Origin of the sequence: Mesorhizobium sp. M0408, from assembly GCF_040321495.1 — a bacterium.
In the GTDB taxonomy this organism is placed as follows: Bacteria; Pseudomonadota; Alphaproteobacteria; order Rhizobiales; family Rhizobiaceae; genus Mesorhizobium.
The window spans coordinates 223267-240223 of record NZ_JAMYRO010000001.1; the positions used below are offsets into that span (position 1 = coordinate 223267).

Consider the following 16957-nt stretch of genomic DNA (forward strand, 5'->3'; position numbering starts at 1 on the left):
CAACACCGCGAACCAACGGTGCCGCGGCGAAAGTAGCGATGCCGCGCCGGTTTTCAAATGCTGCGTCTGGCCGCACCTTATCCCAGAAATGCAACACCCGCCCGGTCTGCCGGGCGGGTGCATTGCGTTCCTGCGGCTGGATTACTTCGAGGCCGCCGGGATCGTCAAGGTTGCGCCGACCGGAAGGCGGCGTGGCTCGTAGGCTTTGTTGGCATCGGAGATTATTTTCCATTTGGTGCCGTCGCCATAAGCCTTCACCGCGAGATCCCAATAGGTATCGCCGGCGACGATTACATGGCTGCTTTCGGCCGGTGCCGGCTCAGCCGGAGCAGGGGTCGCCGGAGCCGGTGTGGCCGGAGCCGCAGGTGCCGCCGGCTGGGCCGGCTCGGCGGGTGCGGGTGCCGGCGCTGTTTCAGCCGGGACGGCCGGTGGTGTTTTGGAAATGTCGCCAGAGCCGGCCGGCATTTCGGGCATTGCCGGCTCAGCAGGCTTTGCCGGCGCAGCCTCAGCAGGCTTTGGCGGTTCGGCAGGGTTGGCAGGTTCTGCGGCCGGGGCCACGGTCGCGGCGATCTCGGTGATGCGGCCGTCGAGCTTCGGCGTATAGGGCCGGTGCGCGCCTAGGTAGTCGGCGACGACCTGTTCCAGCCCCGGGCCGTAATCATAAGCGTTCTTGGCCTTCTCGGCGAACACCTTGTAGCCGTCGCCGCCCTGGCGGACATAGTTGTTGGTGGCGACCAGGTAATCCTTGTCCGGCTTAATCGGCGTCCAGGCGCCGCCTTCCATGACCTCGACCGATTTGACGCGTCCGTTAGGCGGCGCCGATTTGTCGAACGCATATTTCAGGCCGGCAACCTGCGGGAAGCGCCCGGCGCCGTCCTCGACCTGGCTGAGGCCGCTTTCGAGGCCGGCAACCAAATCCTTGCCGGAGATCTGGAAGGTCGCCAGCGTGTTCTGAAACGGCAGGACGGTGAGAACCTCGCCCATGGTGACGGTGCCCTGGTCGATGGAGGCGCGCAAGCCGCCGCCATTCGAGATGACGATCTCGACACCTTGGCCCTTGACCCGGTCGAGGACGGCGTCGGAGACCAGATTGCCCATCTCGCATTCGCGGGCGCGGCAGTTTTCGCGACTGCCGTCGATCGCCTTGGTGGTCTCGGCGACTTCCTTGTTCTTCAAGGCCTCGATCGGCGCGCCGAGTTCCTTGATGCGAGCAAGCACGGCGGGGTCGGGCGTGATCGATTTGTCGAGATGGATGGGATCGCCGCTTGCCTCCTTGACGACGCCGTTGTCGTCGAACACGACCTTGAACTCGCCGAGATATTTCGAATAGGACGCCGCCTGCACGACAGGCACTTTGTAACCGTCCGGATTGTCGACCATCGTCGGATATGGGCCTTCCGCCTTGGGGTCGGTGTTGGACAGCAGCGAATGGCTGTGGCCGCCGACCACCACGTCGATGCCCGGGATATTGGCGATCACGTCGCGCTCGCGCTTGTAGCCGATATGGGTGACTGCGATGATCTTGTTGACGCCCTCTCGCTTCAGTTTCTCGACCTCGGCGGTGATCGACTTGACGTCATCTTCAATGGCGATGTTCGGGCCAGGCGAGGCAAGCTCCGGCGTGTCGTTGGTGACCGCGCCGACAATGCCGATCTTCTGGCCGCCGACCTCGACCACGATCGACGGCTTGACGCGGTCGCCGAGCTTGGATTGCGCATTGGCCTTCACATTGGCGCCGAGCACCGGAAACTTGATCATGTCGAGGAACGGCACCAGCGCCGACTCGCCATCGTCGAACTCATGGTTGCCAAGCGCCTCGGCGTCGAATTTCATCTGGTTGAGGAATTCGCCCTCGGTCTTGCCCTTGTAGGTCGTGTAGAAGAGCGAGCCCTGGAAATTGTCGCCGGCGCTGAGCAGCAGCACGTTCTGGCCCTCCAGCTTCTTGCGCTCCTGCGCAATCGCGGTGACCAGGCGGGCGGCACCGCCGACGCATTCGCCCTTGGTCTCCTCCTCGGCCGAGCAGGTCGATTCGTACTTGTTGTTGCTCTCGATGCGGCTGTGCCAGTCGTTGATGTGCAGGATGTTGAGCGTGTAGTCGGCAAAGGATACCCCAGCCGACAGGCCAAGCGCCGATGCCGACAGCGCGGCGATGGCAGCAATCTTCTTCATTCTCGTCTCCCGGGTGACTTGACCAGTGGCGTTAACGCTCTTGTTTGACTGGGATGTAACAGCCCTCTCAGGCCATGTTCACATCGCGTTTCAGTCGATGCAAGCTGAAATCGGCATCAGCTTTGCCGGCGCAAGAAGACGGCGGCTTGAAGCCGCCGCCCTTGTGCAAAGTAAAATCGGAATCGGATTTCAGGTGCGCCTGGTCAGCACAAAATTCTGTCCGCTCGCGCTGGTGCAATTGAGCTGGCTGGTGGAGACCATCAAGCAGTTGAAGCTGATTGGCGTCTGGCGGATCAGCGAAGTGCCATGGATCTCGACCGAGGTGCCGCCGGTCATGGTGTAGCTGCCATCGGCAAGCTTCTGGCCGGTGTCGGTTGCGACGGTCGCGAAGCTGCCGCCCTTGAAGGTGGACAAGCCCGTGCCCTGCGCGTCGATCCAGGAGCCTTCAACCCCTTTGGCGGTGATCACCGGCGGCTCGCCTGGGCCGGTTGTCGTGCAGGCCGCCAACGCGACCGTAGCGGCCGCGGCAATGCCAGCCGAAAGCAGTCTTTGCGCAATCGTCATCTTCAAGATCCTCTCCTCTCGCATCGGCCCAAAATCGATCCGATTTTCGGAAAGCACGATGCGCACATTCAAAGTGCTAGAGCGTACTTTGTGCGTCCAAATGGACGCACGTCGCTCTAGGCCGCCCCTCTTCAATCGCCCGATTTCCGGGCGATTGCAAGCTGGCGGAGTGTCGAGGCAACGCTGCTATCGAACGAGGATGTTGCGGAATTGCCACGGGTCTTTGGTGTCGAGATCCTCGGGAAACAGACCAGGCCGATTGTCGAGCGGTGTCCAGTCGGTATAATAGCTCCTGACCGGCCCGAGATATGGGTTCTGCACGTCGAGGCAGCGCTTGTAATCCATCTCGTCGGCTTCGACGATGCCGGCCTCGGGATTTTCCAGCGCCCAGACCATGCCGGCCAGCACCGCCGACGTGACCTGCATGCCCGTAGCATTCTGATAGGGCGCCAGCTTGCGCGCCTCGGCCAGCGATAGCTGCGAGCCGTACCAGTAGGCGTTCTTGGCGTGGCCGTAGAGCAGCACGCCGAGTTCGTCGACGCCATCGACCAGTTCATTTTCGTCGAGCACGTGATGCACGGGCTGAGCCTTGCCGGCGACACCGAACATCTCGTGCAGCGACAGCACTGCGTCGTTGCAGGGATGATAGGCGTAATGGCAGGTCGGCCGGTATTGCACCTTGCCCTTCTTGCCGCGCAAGGTGAAAAAATCGGCGATCGAGATCGCTTCGTTGTGTGTCACCAGGAAACCGTATTGCGGGCCGGGCGTCGGACACCATGTGCGCACGCGTGTATTGGCGCCGGGCTGCTCCAGATAGATAGCGGCCTTCGAACCGTTCTTGTGGCTTTTGGCGTTCTTCGGCATCCACGCCTCATGCGTGCCCCAGCCGAGCTCGGCCGGCTGCAGCCCTTCCGAAATGAAGCCTTCGACCGACCAGGTGTTCCAGAACACGTTCATCGGCTTGGGCTTCTTGGTGCGCTGGGTGTCGCGCTCGGCGATATGGATGCCCTTGACGCCGGCCTTCTTCATCAGCCTGGCCCAGCCTTCGCGATCGTGCTGCGCGGGTTCCGAGAAGTCGAAGCCAAGATCTGTGGCGAGATTGACCAGTGCCTGCTTGACGAACCACGAGACCATGCCCGGATTGGCGCCGCAGCACGAGATCGCCGTGGTGCCGCCCGGGCTCTTCGCGATTTCAGTACGTACGGTCTCGCGCAGCGCATAGTTGGTGCGTGAGGCGTTGTCGGCCTTTTCGTCGAAATAAAAGCCGAGCCAGGGCTCGACCACCGTGTCGATATAGAGGACACCAAGCTTGCGGCAGAGCTTCATCAACTCGAGCGAGGAAGTGTCGACCGACAGGTTGACGCAAAAGCCCTGGCCGCCGCCATTGGTCAAAAGCGGTGTCAGCAGCTTCTTGTAGTTCTTTTTGGTCACTGCATCCTGCATGAAAGTGATGCCGCGCTCGTCAAGCAATTTGCGGTCGGCGTCGCGCGGGTCGATGACCGTCATGCGCGACTTGTCGAATTTGAAATGGCGCTCGATCAGCGGCAGCGTTCCCCGTCCGATCGAGCCGAAGCCGATCATCACGACAGGGCCGGTGATCTCACCGTAAACGGGCCAGTTTTCATTCGCCATTTATCGATTACTCCCTCAAAAAACGCTTCGGAACAGCGGCTTGGCCGCGGCGCGACAAACCATAGATCATTGTCACAATAAAGCGAAAAGCGGACGGCCGGCGTTACACCGCGCCATCCCGGCTACGGCTCGACCAGTCTTGCGAATTCAGGCTTGAAGAGGTCACGTGCCTCGGAGACCGGCAGGTCCAGCAGATCGTCGGCGCAGGCCTCGGCTCCGCCTCAGCTGCTATCGACAGTACCAGGATCGCGGCCATGAACGTGACCGGCCTGCCAAGATGCTGGATCATTGTTCCCCCAAGCCACAAGTTACAGTTGTCTTCCGCCGACAGTCACGGTCGGCTGTCAGGCCCTTATAGTCAAGTTGTGCCCCGTTCAGTGCCAGACGCTGCTCAGCGAAAAGACGCTGCCAGCGCCGCCCCAGATGCGGATGGCGCATCCGCGCGTTTCAGCGGATTTTTGCCCTCGGCGCGGCTGTGGAGGCTCGAACCACCAGTTCTACCGGCAGAACGACCTGGCGGGGGGGCTTCATTGTCAATAACCATTCGGGCGGCAAGCCTGCCTTTTCCGATCACGTCTTGCGCCACAGTGGTCATCGGAGGCGTGGTGCGTGCGGATTCAGCAGTCCCATCGAAGCCAACGACCGATACGTGGCCCGGCACGCCGATGCCGCGGCGAACCGCCTCGTCCAGTATTGTGATCGCCTGCCAATCCGACATGGTCAGGATCGCGGTTGCTTCAGGCGCCCTGTCGAACACCACTGCTCCGGCAGATGGCTCGCCTGGGATCGTCTCGAGGATCGGGACATCGTCGATCGACAAATTCGCCTCCGCCAAACCCTGTTTGAAACCGTCGAGCCTTTCATCGTCGAGCGGGAAGCCGGCCAGAAGCGGGCGCATTGCCTGTCCGGGCACGTGGACAATCGGTGGGCCGGGAGTCCGTCGCACCGAAAGGATGGCAGGGGATCGTCCATAATTATGCGCGGCTGGCCGATGGGCAGCTCTTCTGTGCCCAGGGTGCCATTCAAGTCGTTCCGGCGTGAGGGGAGGAAAATGCGATGGAACTCGCTTATGACAGTCATCTGCTTGCTCGAATTCTGCTAAGCGTCGCGACTGTGGGTTACGGTGTAGCGACGATCAAAGCCGACTTGAACGCCACACATGCAACCAATCCGTTGTGGACCCCACACGCCCGGTTTCATGTCGTCTGGCAGGTGCTGAGCTACACCGGAGTGGCGCTGATTGCGCTCGGACTTATCTGGATCAAGGGACAACTCGAAGCCGAGCGGCTCTATCTCGCCGGGGGATTGGCCGCGGCTATGTATGGAGCATTCTTCGCGGCCATGCTCTCGCGGCCGATCTATGGCGGCGTGCTGTATGACGAGAACGGCTATCTGCCGTTCCGGCCGCCGTTTGGACCGGCGGGCTGGCGGTGGGACGTCAACGTCACCGTCTTTACCGCGATGTCCGCGATCCTGCTGCTGGGCCTGGCTGCGATTTAGGGCAATTCCAGGAAAGGTGTGAAACGGTTTTCCGTCCGGGATTGCGCAGAAACAAAGAGATAGAGCGGTTCGGCGTTTCCGTGAGACGATGAACTGCTCTAGGACAGCGCCAGCGCCCTGAGCCACGCGACCAGCCGGTCACGGTCGGCGGTCATCCCCTTGTAGTCGAGTTGTGCCTCGTCCAGCGCCAGAAGTTGTTCGGCCAAGGACGCCGCGAGCGCCGCGCGGTCGGGGTGGCGTTCCAGCACGGCGAGCGGGTCGAGATGGATGCGGATGGTGAAGAGTACGTCGCCCGAAACGGGGAGCTTTCTCAGCGTCTGCCGCTCGACCCGGATAAAGACATGGGCGTCGATGTCGCCGTCCGGGAATCTCGACGGGCGACTGCTGGCGCGGTCGGTACGTTCGAGGTTGGAGAGCGGATGGTAGAGCGCGTCGCCCGCCTGGATCGACCAGTTGTAGCGCTCGACGGCTTGGCCCTGGAGGCCGTCGAACATGCGGTTGATGAGATCGGCCGGGCGTGTGCCCGGGCCGAAACCCGGTACCGGCGCGTGGATCTGCTGCAGCGGCTTGCCGAATTTTTCGATCAGCGACCATGACGAGGGGAAGCAGAGCGAGCCGGCCGCCAGACGCCAGCCGCTGTCGTCGCGGCGCATCAGGATCAAATCCTCCTGCACAAGCAGCGAGGCCGCGACAAGCGGCGCATCGCTGAAAGAAGCTGCGGTGCCCGAGCCTTCGAGATCGTCGGTGCCGCCGATCGCCTCGATCGCATTGTCGGTACGCCTGTGGGTCTCAGGAAAGTTCGCCGCCAGATGCGCACCGAGCAGATCGAGCACTTCGCGCTGGGCGTCGCGCGTTGCTTGCTCCTCGACAAAAACCTTGTCGGGAATTTCCGCGTAAAGCCGGCGTTTCTCGGCAAGATAGGGCAGCAGATATTCGTCGACCTCGATCCAGCTATCGAGATTGAGCGGCTTCAGCCCGATGGTGAACAGTTTCGACGAGCCGTCATAGGGTGTGTGGGTCGGTGTGCGGAAACTCATGCTTCTTTGTAGGCTTCCAGTGCGGCGGCGGCCATTCTCGCCGTGAATTCGGTGATTTCGTAATCGGCGGCACCTGCCTTGGCGAAGGGATCGTCCGCCAGTCTGGCATCGAGTTCCTCGCGTGGACCGCGCGCGATGATGATGCCGCCGGTCCTTGGCCGCTTTGGCCCGGAGGCGACAAAGATACCTTGCGCATAGCAGGCCTTCAGCCACTCGACATGCGCTTGCTGCAGGCAGTCGATCTCGGTCAGCGGCACCTTGTAGTTCAGCGAAACCACGAACATTGTTGTCTCCAGATGCTTCAGCCCAGCCGCGCCGGGATCAATCCGCGCAGCGAGTTGCCGACGAACAGCGCCTTGGCCGATTGCAGTTCGTTCCACGTGTAGACCGCTTCACCGGCGCGGCCTTGATCCAGCAGTTCGCCGCGCAGGACGCCAGGCAGCAGGCCGCAATCGAGCCGCGGCGTGGCCAGCACGCCGTCGCCGAAATCGGCAAAGACGTTGGTGATCGTGCCCTCGCAGATTTCGCCGCGCTCATTGGCGAGCAGCACCTCGTTGGCGCGGCTGGCGAGATATTCGGCGCGGGCGCGCGTATAGGTTTGTCGGCCGCTGGTCTTGTGGCGCAGCAGCATGTCGCTCGAATCAAGCCGCACGCGCGCCAGCTGCAGGGTCCAGACCTTGTCTGCGGCGAGCGGCTCGTAGGGCTGCACCGACACCGCCACTTCGCCCTTGCGCGACAGGACGAGGCGAGTGCGCAATGCGATGTGCTGGCGGCCGACCGCATTCATCAGCGCTTCGCCGACCCTTTGCGGGTCGCAGGCGAAGCCGAGTTCGCTTGCCGAACCGTAAAGCCGCGCGAGATGGCGGTCGAAACGGACGAAACCCGAGCCGGGTTCCCAGCGCATTGTTTCGATCAGTTCGAAATCGGCAGTGTTCCCGTCGCGAAACGGGCTTTCAGCAGACACTCCTGGTACTCCTCTTCGGCTGTCGAATCGAAGACGACGCCACCGCCGACATTGTAGACCGCCTCGCCATTGGCAAAGAGCGAGATGGTGCGTATCGCCACCGAAAAGCGCATCCGGCCGCCGGGCGCGATCCAGCCTATGGCGCCGCAATAGACGTCACGCGGGCCACCTTCCAGCTCGCGCAGGATCTCCATGGCGCGGATCTTCGGCGCGCCGGTAATCGAACCGCAGGGGAACAGCGCGGCGAAAATCTGGCGGATGGCGAGGCCGGGCAAAAGTTTTGCCCGCACGCGGCTCACCATCTGGTGGACCGTCGGATAGCTCTCGATGCGAAAAAGCTCCGGCACATCGAGCGTGCCAACCTCGCTGATCAGTGAGATGTCGTTGCGCAGGAGATCGACGATCATCCGGTTCTCGGCCTGGTTCTTCTCGTCGTTGCGCAAGAACGCTTTCAGGCGATCGTCCTCGGCCTTGGTGGCGCCGCGCGGCGCGGTGCCTTTCATTGGATGCGTCTCGATCATGCCTTCCGCGTCCACCTCGAAGAACAGTTCGGGCGAACGCGACAAGACGATCGGATCGCCGAGCGCGACCAGCGCCCCATACTTCACCGGCTGGCGTTCGGTCAGCGCGTTGAAGGCGGCCAGCGGATCGCCCGACCATTGCGCGCGGACCGGAAAGGTCAGATTGCCCTGGTAGCAGTCGCCCTTGCGAATATGGTCATGCAGCCTGGCAAAGCGTTTGGCGTAGTCGTCCGAAGACCAGGCTGCCTTGGCGTCGAAGATTGGGCCGTTGCTAGCCGGCAGATCGCCTGGCGCGATCGTCTCCTCGACTGGCGCGTCGAACACGCCGAGGCAGAAAAGCGGGGCGCGGCGGCCGGCCGGCAGCAGCGGAACGAGCTTGGGTTCGAGCAGGTAACCGGCCTCGTAGGAGAAATAACCGGCCAGCCATTTGCCGCCGTCATGTGCTACCTGCGCGGCTTCCAGGGCAGGCAAAAAGTCCGCCTCGCCATGCGCTGCGATTATCTCGGCCGGCCGGTCGAAAACGAGCTGCCGCGCGGTCTCGTCGTTCCTGAAAATTGCAAAGGGCAGGGGCAGGGACATAAGGCTCGGATGCTGCGGTCACCAGCGATCGATCTATATGGGGGCTCGACCGTGTGCAATCGAGGGAGCGGCGTCTCAAGACGCAAAGGCGCGGCGGCAAAAACAAATGCGGCGCCAGAGGGCGCCGCCTTGTTCCAGATGCCGCCTGCGATGGATCAGGTGTTGCTGGCTTCTCCCGCGGTCGGGAAGCGGCGCGCAAATTCCTTTTCGTCGCCGGCGGCAAGCAGTTTCGCCTGCTCGATCCAGCGTTCACGTTCGATACGGCCGTCGAAATTCAACGTCGCCTCGATCCGCTTGACATCGTCGGGCGTCCAGGCGGCGATCTGGGCATAGGTCGTGACCCCAAGCCCTTTGAGCAGCCGCTCGTTGGTGGGGCCGATGCCGATCAGGCGACGCAGATCGTTGGCTTTGCCTGCCGCGGTGGCTGTTGCCTTGCCGGTCGCGGCTTTCTTTGCCGCCGGCGCAGCCTTGCTTGCCGCTGGCGCGGTCGTCGGCGCGGCGCTCGCTTTCGATGCAGGCGGTTTCGGCGTTGCCGTTTTCGCGGCACTTGCGCGTGGCGCGGTCGCGGCCTTCGCCGTTGCAGATTTCTTCGGCGCCGGTTTAGCCGGTGCGGATGTCGACATCAGCGTTGACGGCGCCTGCATCGCGGCTTTGGTCGCGCCAGTCTTGGCGGCTGGCGCCTTGGCTGTTGCCGCCTTCGCGGTTGGCGCCTGGGTGGTTTTCGCCTCGCCCAGCCGGCGTTCGAGATCGGCGCGGGCGCGGCCGCATGCATCCAACTCACCGGTCAGACGGTCGCTATCGGCCCGCAATCTGTCGCGTTCGCTGCGCGTGCGGTCTAGATCGCCGCGCAAACTGTCGAGTTCGCCACGCAGGCGTCCCCAAATGAACCAGCCAACCAACACACCTACCAGGAACGCCAGGAGCATGTAGAAAAAAGTGCCCATTGTCTTTCTCTCTCCAGTCCGATCCGTCCGCCCTGGCCTGTGGAGCCATGACCTCGGCGAAGGACCATTCGATGGTGGTTCCGCAATTTGCAGAACAGCCGGCTTCGATCGAGCTGTCGGCGACCGGTTTGCCCCTGGCCAACAACCGTTGTCGCATCCGCCGACACGCCATGACCGGTCGGGATTTTCCGACCGGATCCATTCGTGCCCGGCTGAGCTTGAGGGCGGACGCTATCATACAGCTTACGGGAATCTAACGGAAAACTTCCATGGAAAGTTATTTAAGAACAAATATCCAAGACAAGAATAGAACCATCGCCAATATGCATTGCAGCTAAACTGTTCTGGAAAACCCGGTCATCCGGTGTTGCGCATCACCCAGTGTTGCGCATCAATTGTCCAGTGCTTCCAGCTCGTCGATCAGTCCGCTGATCACGCCAAGCCCGATCTGCCAGAAGGCAGGGTCGGCCGCGTCGAGGCCGAACGGTGCCAGAAGCTCGGAATGATGCTTGGTGCCGCCAGCGCGCAGCATGGCAAAATATTTCTCCTGAAAGCCGCGCTCGGCGTTCTGGTAGACCGCGTAGAGCGAGTTCACCAGGCAATCGCCGAATGCGTAGGCATAGACGTAGAAAGGCGAGTGGATGAAATGCGGAATATAGGTCCAGAAAACCTCGTACCCCTCGCGCAGCTTGATCGCCGGCCCGAGGCTTTCCGCCTGCACTTCCAACCAGAACTGGCCGAGCTTGTCGGAGGTCAGTTCGCCGCTCCTGCGCTCGGCATGCACCTTGCGCTCGAACTCGTAGAAGGCGATCTGGCGCACGACCGTGTTGATCATGTCCTCGACCTTCTGGGCGAGCATGGCCTTGCGTTCGCGCTTGTCGGTGGTCTGCTCGAGCAGCGAGCGGAAGGTCAGCATTTCGCCGAACACCGATGCGGTTTCGGCCAGCGTCAGCGGCGTCGATGCCATCAGGGCGCCCTGGCCGCCGGCCAGCACCTGGTGCACGCCGTGGCCGAGCTCGTGCGCCAGCGTCATCACGTCGCGCGGCTTGCCCATGTAGTTGAGCAGCACATAGGGATGCGCCGAAGGCACGGTCGGATGGGCAAAGGCGCCAGGCGACTTGCCAGGTCTCACCGGTGCATCGATCCAGCTGCGGTCGAAGAAAGTTCTGGCGATCTCCGCCATGTCGGGCGAAAAGCGCTGGTAGGCGGAAAGCACGGTGTTCTTGGCCTCGTCCCAGCCGATGACCGCCTGTGGGGTCTCGGGCAATGGCGCATTGCGGTCCCAGTGGTTCATCACCTCCATGCCAAGCCAGCGCGCCTTCATCGCGTAATAGCGATGCGACAGGCGCGGATAGGCGTCGCGAACCGCGGCGGCGAGTGCATCCACCACGCTGCGTTCGACGCGGTTGGCGAGATGGCGGGAATCGGCAATGTCCTCGAAGCCGCGCCAGCGGTCGGAAATCTCCTTGTCCTTGGCCAGCGTGTTGGTGACCAGCGTGAAGACGCGCAAATTCTTGCGGAAGGTCGTGGCCAGCGCCTCGGATGCCCGGCGGCGCACCTCGCCGTCGGCATCCTGAAGGCGATTGAGTGCCGGCTCCAGTGTCAACTCCTCGCCGTCGACGTCGAAGCGCAAATCGGTCATCGTCTCGTCGAACAGGCGGTTCCAGGCCCCGCGCCCGGTGATCGATTTTTCATGGAAGAGCTGCTCGATGCGGTCTTCGAGCTGATAGGGCTTGTCCTTGCGCAGATCGAGCACCCAGGGCCGGTAGTGGGCGAAGGCGGGATCGGCGGCGAGTGCGGTTTCGATCGCGCTATCGTCGATGAGATTCAGCTCGAGCGCGAAAAACAGCAGGTGCGCGCTGGCATCGGTCATCTTTTCCTGGATGTCGCCATAGAGCTTGGCGCGTTGCGGATCCGACGTGTTGCCGGCATAGACAAGCCCGGCATAGGAGACGATCCGGCCGATCAGCTCCTCCAGCGCTTCATAGGCCTGAAGCGCCTCGCCAAGCCTGCCGGCGCTGCCACGCCCGGCCTCGGCGGCGAGCGTGCCTTTCCAACGGCTCTCGAAGGCGATGGCATCGACGGCGGCCTTGGCGATGTCGCGCTTCAACTCGGGCGCTTCCATGCCCGAATAGAGATCGGCCAGATTCCATTCCGGCAGGTCGCCAAGCTCCGCCACGCCCTGACCGGGCGCCGCCGCCAGCTTTCGAGCAAAAACCATGCGCATTGCCGATCCTTCCAGACACAAAAATTCGAGGAAACGAGAAGCCGGTCAAATCCTAAGGAATTCATTCACCGGGTTTTTTGAAAGCTTATTTAGAACCCTGTGCCAAGATGATCCATAGGGCGCATTCTCGGGCGGGCACGGTCGGATCAGTCATGGCAGCTTCCATACTCATAGTCGATGACGATCCCGTGCAGCGCAGGCTGCTCGAGGCGGCGGTGACGAAATTCGGCCACACCGCGATCGTCGCCGATGGCGGCGAGGCCGGTCTCGATCTCGTCGACGGGCCCAATGCGCGCGACGTGTCGGTGGTCATCCTCGACCTGATGATGCCGGGCCTCGATGGCATCGGCGTGCTGAAGGCGATGCGCGAGCGCGGCATCCACATTCCCGTCATCGTGCAGACCGCGCAGGGCGGCATCGAAACCGTCGTTTCGGCAATGCGTCACGGCGCCTTCGATTTCGTCGTCAAGCCGGCCTCTCCCGACAGGCTGCAGGCGTCGATCGGCAACGCCCTCAAGGTCGAAGCGCTCGAAGGCGAAGTGAAGCGCTCGTCACGGCAGCGCGGCGGCCATCTGACGTTCAAGGACATGATCACCCACAGTCCGGCGATGGATCGGGTGATCCGGCTCGGCCGCAAGGCGGCGGCGTCCAACATTCCGATCCTGATCGAAGGTGAATCCGGCGTCGGCAAGGAACTGGTGGCGCGCGCCGTCCAGGGCAGCGGCGACCGCCGCTCGAAACCCTTCGTCACCGTCAATTGCGGCGCCATCCCAGACAATCTGGTCGAATCGATCCTGTTCGGGCACGAGAAGGGCTCGTTCACCGGCGCCACCGAAAAACATACCGGCAAGTTCGTCGAAGCGCACACCGGCACGCTGTTCCTTGACGAAATCGGCGACCTGCCGCTCGACGTGCAGGTCAAGCTGTTGCGCGCCGTACAGGACGGCGAGGTCGATCCGGTTGGCGGGCGCTCGGCCGTCAGGGTCGACATCAGGCTGATCTCGGCAACCCATCGCAACCTGCTGCAGCAGGTCAAGGACGGCAAGTTCCGCGAGGACCTGTTCTATCGGCTGAACGTCTATCCGATCTTCGTGCCGCCATTGCGCGACCGTCGCGACGACATCCCCTATCTGGTGGAGCACTTCATGGAGAAGGTGGCGCCCGCCGATCCGCGCCACCGCCTGCGAGGCATCTCGGCTGCGGCGCTTGCCATGCTGCAGGCCTATGACTGGCCGGGCAACATAAGGCAGCTCGAAAACGCCGTCTTCCGGGCTTCGGTGCTCGCCGACGGCGACATGCTGACCGAAGAAGAATTCCCGCAGATCCGGGCGCAAGTCGAGGGCACGGTCAATCTCGATTCGGGTATCGCCTTGCCAGCTCCAGGGTGGCCAGCTTCAGGGGGGCCAACTCCAGGGTGGCCAGCTTCCGGAGTGGCTTCGGGCAGCCAGCCGCGCGACAACATATCGGCCGCTGGCGGCATCGCAGCCGCCGACGCCGATGCACCAGCCAAGCCTCGTTTCGGCACGCTGCGGGCGCTCGACGAGCGCGGCAATGTGCGTGCGCTGGCCGACGTCGAACTCGAAATGATCAAGCTCGCCATCGATCACTATAACGGCCAGATGAGCGAAGTCGCCCGCCGCCTCGGCATCGGCCGGTCGACGCTCTACCGCAAGCTCAAGGAATACGGCATCGACCCGGAAACCGGCCGCGTCGAACGGCTCGCTTCCTGAGTCACAGGGCCAAGCCGGTTCTCATCCGGACATCATTCCACGCAACTGCGCCTCGAAACGAGGTGTTCGCCACAGTGTTCACGTATTAAGGCGGACGGTAACAGATCGTGTTTCGAGCTGGCGCCAAAACATGATCTAAACCAGCGGTTTACCAAGATATCCTGCGCAATATTTTTGGCGGGATATCGCCACCGTGTTACCGCATTTCGGCTTCAATAAGCGATGATTAACCATTAGGATCGATATTCGGATGCACACACCACGCATCCGTTTGGTCAAATCCGGGGACAAAACGGCAGCCTGCAAGGCCTTTTGATTTGAACAGAATCGAACGACACAAAAACGGGCGGCATTATCACATGAGCGTCTGGCCGAGATGGCTGGCAGCGGTGATTGTTGCCGTCGGGTTCCTTGCAGCAGCGGCAACCGGCGCCAGCGCCGAGACACGTTCGCTGAAGCTCTATCATCTCCACACGCATGAAAAGGCGGAGATCGTCTACAAGCGCAACGGGCGCTACGACCAGGCGGGCTTGCGAAAGATCAACATCATCCTGCGCGACTGGCGTCGCAACGAGCCGACCAAGATGGATCCGCGCCTGCTGGACCTGGTCTGGGAGGCCTATCGGGAGAGCGGCGCGACCGACTACATCCAGGTCGTCTGCGGCTATCGTTCGCCGGCCACGAATTCGATGCTGCGCAGCCGCAGCAGGGGCGTCGCCGAAAAAAGCCAGCACATGCTCGGCAGGGCGATGGATTTCTATATTCCCGGCGTGCCGCTGAAGAAGCTGCGCGACGTCGGCCTCAGGATGCAGGGCGGCGGCGTCGGCTACTATCCCAGTTCCGGCTCGCCGTTCGTGCATATGGATGTCGGCAATGTACGCCACTGGCCCGGCATCAGCCGCCAGGAACTGGCGCGCGTGTTCCCCAACGGCAAGACGCTGCATGTGCCGAGCGACGGCAAGCCGCTGCCTGGCTATCAACAGGCGCTCGCCTCCTACAAAGCCCGCAAGGGCGCCGGCGCACCGGCCATCGAACTCGCCAGCGCAAGCGGCGGTGCCAAAAAATCCCGTGGGTTCCTGGCAGCCCTCTTCGGCGGTGGCGACGACGAGGCGGACGACAGCGCCGATGTGGCGATGGCCGAGCCGGCGCCAAAGCCCCGTAACGTGAAGCCGGCGCCGTCCGCCAAGAGCAGCAACCTGCCTGGCATTGCCATCGTGGCGCCTCAGGATGCCAAGCGCGCTCAGATTCCGGAAGTCGCCGATGCTCCGGCGCCTGCGCCTGAACCGGAGAACGACACGCCGGAGACGATCATCGCGGCATTGCCTGCCCGCAGCATTCCGCTGCCGGATTTTGCTCCGCGTCCGAAGACCGACGTCGGCGCCCAGCCGCCTGAAAACGTTCCGTTCGGCGTGGCGGATGCGGCTGGATCGACTGAACAGGCGGTGGCGACCGCGCAAGCGCCGGCAAGCGTGGCGCCGGCAAATGTTCCGTTCGGCATAGCAGACCCGTCTGCTGCGGCCGGCCCGGTGCAGGTCGCGGCAAACAACATTCCCGTGCCGAGCTGGCGGCCCAATCATTCGCTGCCGGCCGATCTTTCGTCGGTGGGTCTTGCGCCGCAGGACAAGCAAGTGTTGCTGGCGCTGGCGAGTGCGGCCGAGCGGAGCAACACCGCCACCGACGCATTCTCGGTATTGCCGTCGGCGCGGCCCGACAGTTCCCAGCCCGACGAGGTCAAGGCCGTTCTGGAACGGGTCAGCGCGACCGACGAATACAAGGTCGCGTCGCTTTCCGAGCAAGCATCGGTGTTCGAGGAACCGGCGAGCGACGACGGGGCATCGAGCGACGGGGCATCGCCGCGCGAGGCCATCGTTGCCCGCCCGGCAGGCTCCGATCCGGCCGCCGTCATCGGTGCAGGCGTGAAGACCACACGCAAGGAACCCAGGGCCACCGCCCGCGACCTGAAGCCCGGCCCCAAGCCGGTGGTGGTCGCCGCCGCGCCGCAGTCCGCCCGGTGGGCGCTGCACAGCGGTGAGTATGTCGCAACTGTTTCAGATGCGACAACGGCGCCGCGCTACGCCTACGACTTCGTCCGTACGGCACCGAGCGAGGTCTATACGATAGGCTTCCAGCCGGGCAACGAGATGGCCGACGCAAACCGGTTCACCGGCAAAGCCGTCAAGTTCATGTCGGTGGCCCGCTTCAAGACCGAGTAGGCCGCGCTGGGCACCTCGCGCGGCTACCTCCACCGCCGGCACTGGCTTCCTTCATCCAGGGATGCTAACCAGCGGTCGGCATTCTCCCGCTTCGTCTAATGGTAGGACAGCGCCCTTTGAAGGCGTGAATCGTGGTTCGAGCCCATGAGCGGGAACCAGCCGGCGAACCAGATCGGCCAGATCGGCCGCGGCTTTTGATGCAGAAGATGCTAGCGCCCGAGCTTGCTTGCCGCGCGTGCCAAGGCTTCGATCTCGTCCCATTTGCCGGCCTTGACCAGATCGTCCGGCGCCACCCAGGAACCGCCGACGCAGATGACGTTGGGCAGGCTGAGGTAGTCGGCGGCGTTCTTGCCGGTGATACCGCCGGTCGGGCAGAATTTCACGTCGGCAAGCGGCGAGGCGAAAGCCTTGAGCGAGGCAGTGCCGCCCGACTGTTCGGCCGGGAAGAATTTCAGAAAGCGCAGGCCGGCTTCGCGGGCGGCCATGACCTCTCCCGGCGTGATGGCACCGGGCAGCAACGGCACGTCGCTGTCCTTGGCTGCCGCGAGAAGCTCGCGGGTGATGCCGGGGCTGACGATGAACTTCGAACCGGCGGCCGCCGCCTCGCCGAACTGGCGGGCGTCCAGGATGGTGCCGGCGCCGACGACGGCGTCTTCGACCTCGCCCGCCACCCGGCGGATCGCCTCCAGCGCGTCGGCGGTGCGCAGCGTGATCTCTATCACCGGCAGGCCACCGCTGGCCAGCGCCCGGGCCAGCGGCACCGCGTCGGCGGGATTGGCGATCTTCAGCACCGGTATGACCGGCTGGCCGTTGAGGAGCGACAGGAGCTTTTCGGTCGTGCTGGGCATTCGTCGTCTCTCCTCTGTTGATCAAGTCG

14 protein-coding genes and 1 tRNA gene are annotated in these 16957 nt (G+C 63.1%); 4 read left to right on the top strand and 11 right to left on the bottom strand.

Going from position 1 to position 16957, the window contains the following annotated elements; genetic code table 11:
- Positions 1–141 precede the first annotated feature (141 nt).
- The 4 genes from NKI67_RS01115 to NKI67_RS01130 all read right to left on the bottom strand — a co-directional run bounded on the left by NKI67_RS01115 (position 142) and on the right by NKI67_RS01130 (position 5263).
- Positions 142–2169 carry a 5'-nucleotidase C-terminal domain-containing protein gene (locus NKI67_RS01115; RefSeq protein ID WP_352568137.1) on the bottom strand — a complete coding sequence of 676 codons (2028 nt, stop codon included), beginning with the start codon at positions 2167–2169 and terminating at the stop codon, positions 142–144.
- 189 nt (positions 2170–2358) lie between these two features.
- Positions 2359–2733, bottom strand: coding sequence for an outer membrane lipoprotein Omp10 (gene omp10, locus NKI67_RS01120; protein WP_023720183.1), 375 nt, complete (start codon positions 2731–2733; stop codon positions 2359–2361).
- Between the two features lie 186 nt (positions 2734–2919).
- Positions 2920–4365, bottom strand: coding sequence for a homospermidine synthase (locus tag NKI67_RS01125; protein WP_352568136.1), 1446 nt, complete (start codon positions 4363–4365; stop codon positions 2920–2922).
- 391 nt (positions 4366–4756) lie between these two features.
- A complete protein-coding gene (locus NKI67_RS01130) occupies positions 4757–5263 on the bottom strand; it encodes a substrate-binding domain-containing protein (protein WP_352568135.1) in 507 nt (168 codons plus the stop codon).
- A gap of 158 nt (positions 5264–5421) precedes the next feature.
- Here NKI67_RS01130 and NKI67_RS01135 point away from each other — a divergent pair, with 158 nt between their 5' ends.
- Entirely contained in the window at positions 5422–5865 is a 444-nt protein-coding gene (locus NKI67_RS01135) for a DUF6640 family protein (RefSeq protein WP_352568134.1), read from the top strand.
- A gap of 98 nt (positions 5866–5963) precedes the next feature.
- Here the strand turns inward: NKI67_RS01135 and NKI67_RS01140 are convergent, their stop codons facing one another.
- The 6 genes from NKI67_RS01140 to NKI67_RS01165 all read right to left on the bottom strand — a co-directional run bounded on the left by NKI67_RS01140 (position 5964) and on the right by NKI67_RS01165 (position 12137).
- Positions 5964–6902, bottom strand: coding sequence for a heme-dependent oxidative N-demethylase family protein (locus NKI67_RS01140; RefSeq protein ID WP_352644127.1), 939 nt, complete (start codon positions 6900–6902; stop codon positions 5964–5966).
- The gene (locus NKI67_RS01145) at positions 6899–7186 is read right to left on the bottom strand and encodes a YciI family protein (protein ID WP_352454072.1); all 288 of its coding nucleotides are present in this window, start codon (positions 7184–7186) and stop codon (positions 6899–6901) included. The genes NKI67_RS01140 and NKI67_RS01145 overlap by 4 nt, the downstream gene beginning before the upstream one ends.
- Positions 7187–7203: 17 nt before the next feature.
- A complete protein-coding gene (locus NKI67_RS01150) occupies positions 7204–7866 on the bottom strand; it encodes an aminotransferase class IV family protein (protein WP_352568132.1) in 663 nt (220 codons plus the stop codon).
- Positions 7815–8966: an aminodeoxychorismate synthase component I gene (locus tag NKI67_RS01155; RefSeq protein ID WP_352454074.1), complete on the bottom strand. Its 1152-nt coding sequence runs from the start codon at positions 8964–8966 to the stop codon at positions 7815–7817. Before NKI67_RS01155 ends, NKI67_RS01150 begins: the two co-directional genes overlap by 52 nt.
- Positions 8967–9121: 155 nt before the next feature.
- A complete protein-coding gene (locus NKI67_RS01160) occupies positions 9122–9910 on the bottom strand; it encodes a helix-hairpin-helix domain-containing protein (protein WP_352454075.1) in 789 nt (262 codons plus the stop codon).
- A 391-nt stretch (positions 9911–10301) separates the two neighbouring features.
- Positions 10302–12137: a M3 family oligoendopeptidase gene (locus NKI67_RS01165; RefSeq protein ID WP_352641179.1), complete on the bottom strand. Its 1836-nt coding sequence runs from the start codon at positions 12135–12137 to the stop codon at positions 10302–10304.
- A 152-nt stretch (positions 12138–12289) separates the two neighbouring features.
- Between NKI67_RS01165 and NKI67_RS01170 the strand changes: the two genes are divergently transcribed.
- The 3 genes from NKI67_RS01170 (at position 12290) to NKI67_RS01180 (ending at position 16238) form a co-directional block, all read left to right on the top strand.
- The gene (locus NKI67_RS01170; protein WP_352616227.1) at positions 12290–13867 is read left to right on the top strand and encodes a sigma-54-dependent transcriptional regulator; all 1578 of its coding nucleotides are present in this window, start codon (positions 12290–12292) and stop codon (positions 13865–13867) included.
- Positions 13868–14226: 359 nt separating this feature from the next.
- On the top strand, positions 14227–16080 hold the full coding sequence (gene mepK, locus NKI67_RS01175; protein ID WP_352568127.1) for a peptidoglycan L,D-endopeptidase MepK: 1854 nt from the start codon (positions 14227–14229) through the stop codon (positions 16078–16080).
- A gap of 84 nt (positions 16081–16164) precedes the next feature.
- Positions 16165–16238: transfer RNA gene (locus tag NKI67_RS01180), tRNA-Gln, on the top strand.
- A 51-nt stretch (positions 16239–16289) separates the two neighbouring features.
- Here the strand turns inward: NKI67_RS01180 and NKI67_RS01185 are convergent.
- Positions 16290–16928 (bottom strand): 2-dehydro-3-deoxy-phosphogluconate aldolase, encoded by a 639-nt coding sequence (locus NKI67_RS01185; RefSeq protein ID WP_352568126.1) that lies wholly within the window; start codon positions 16926–16928, stop codon positions 16290–16292.
- Between the last annotated feature and the right edge of the window lie 29 nt (positions 16929–16957).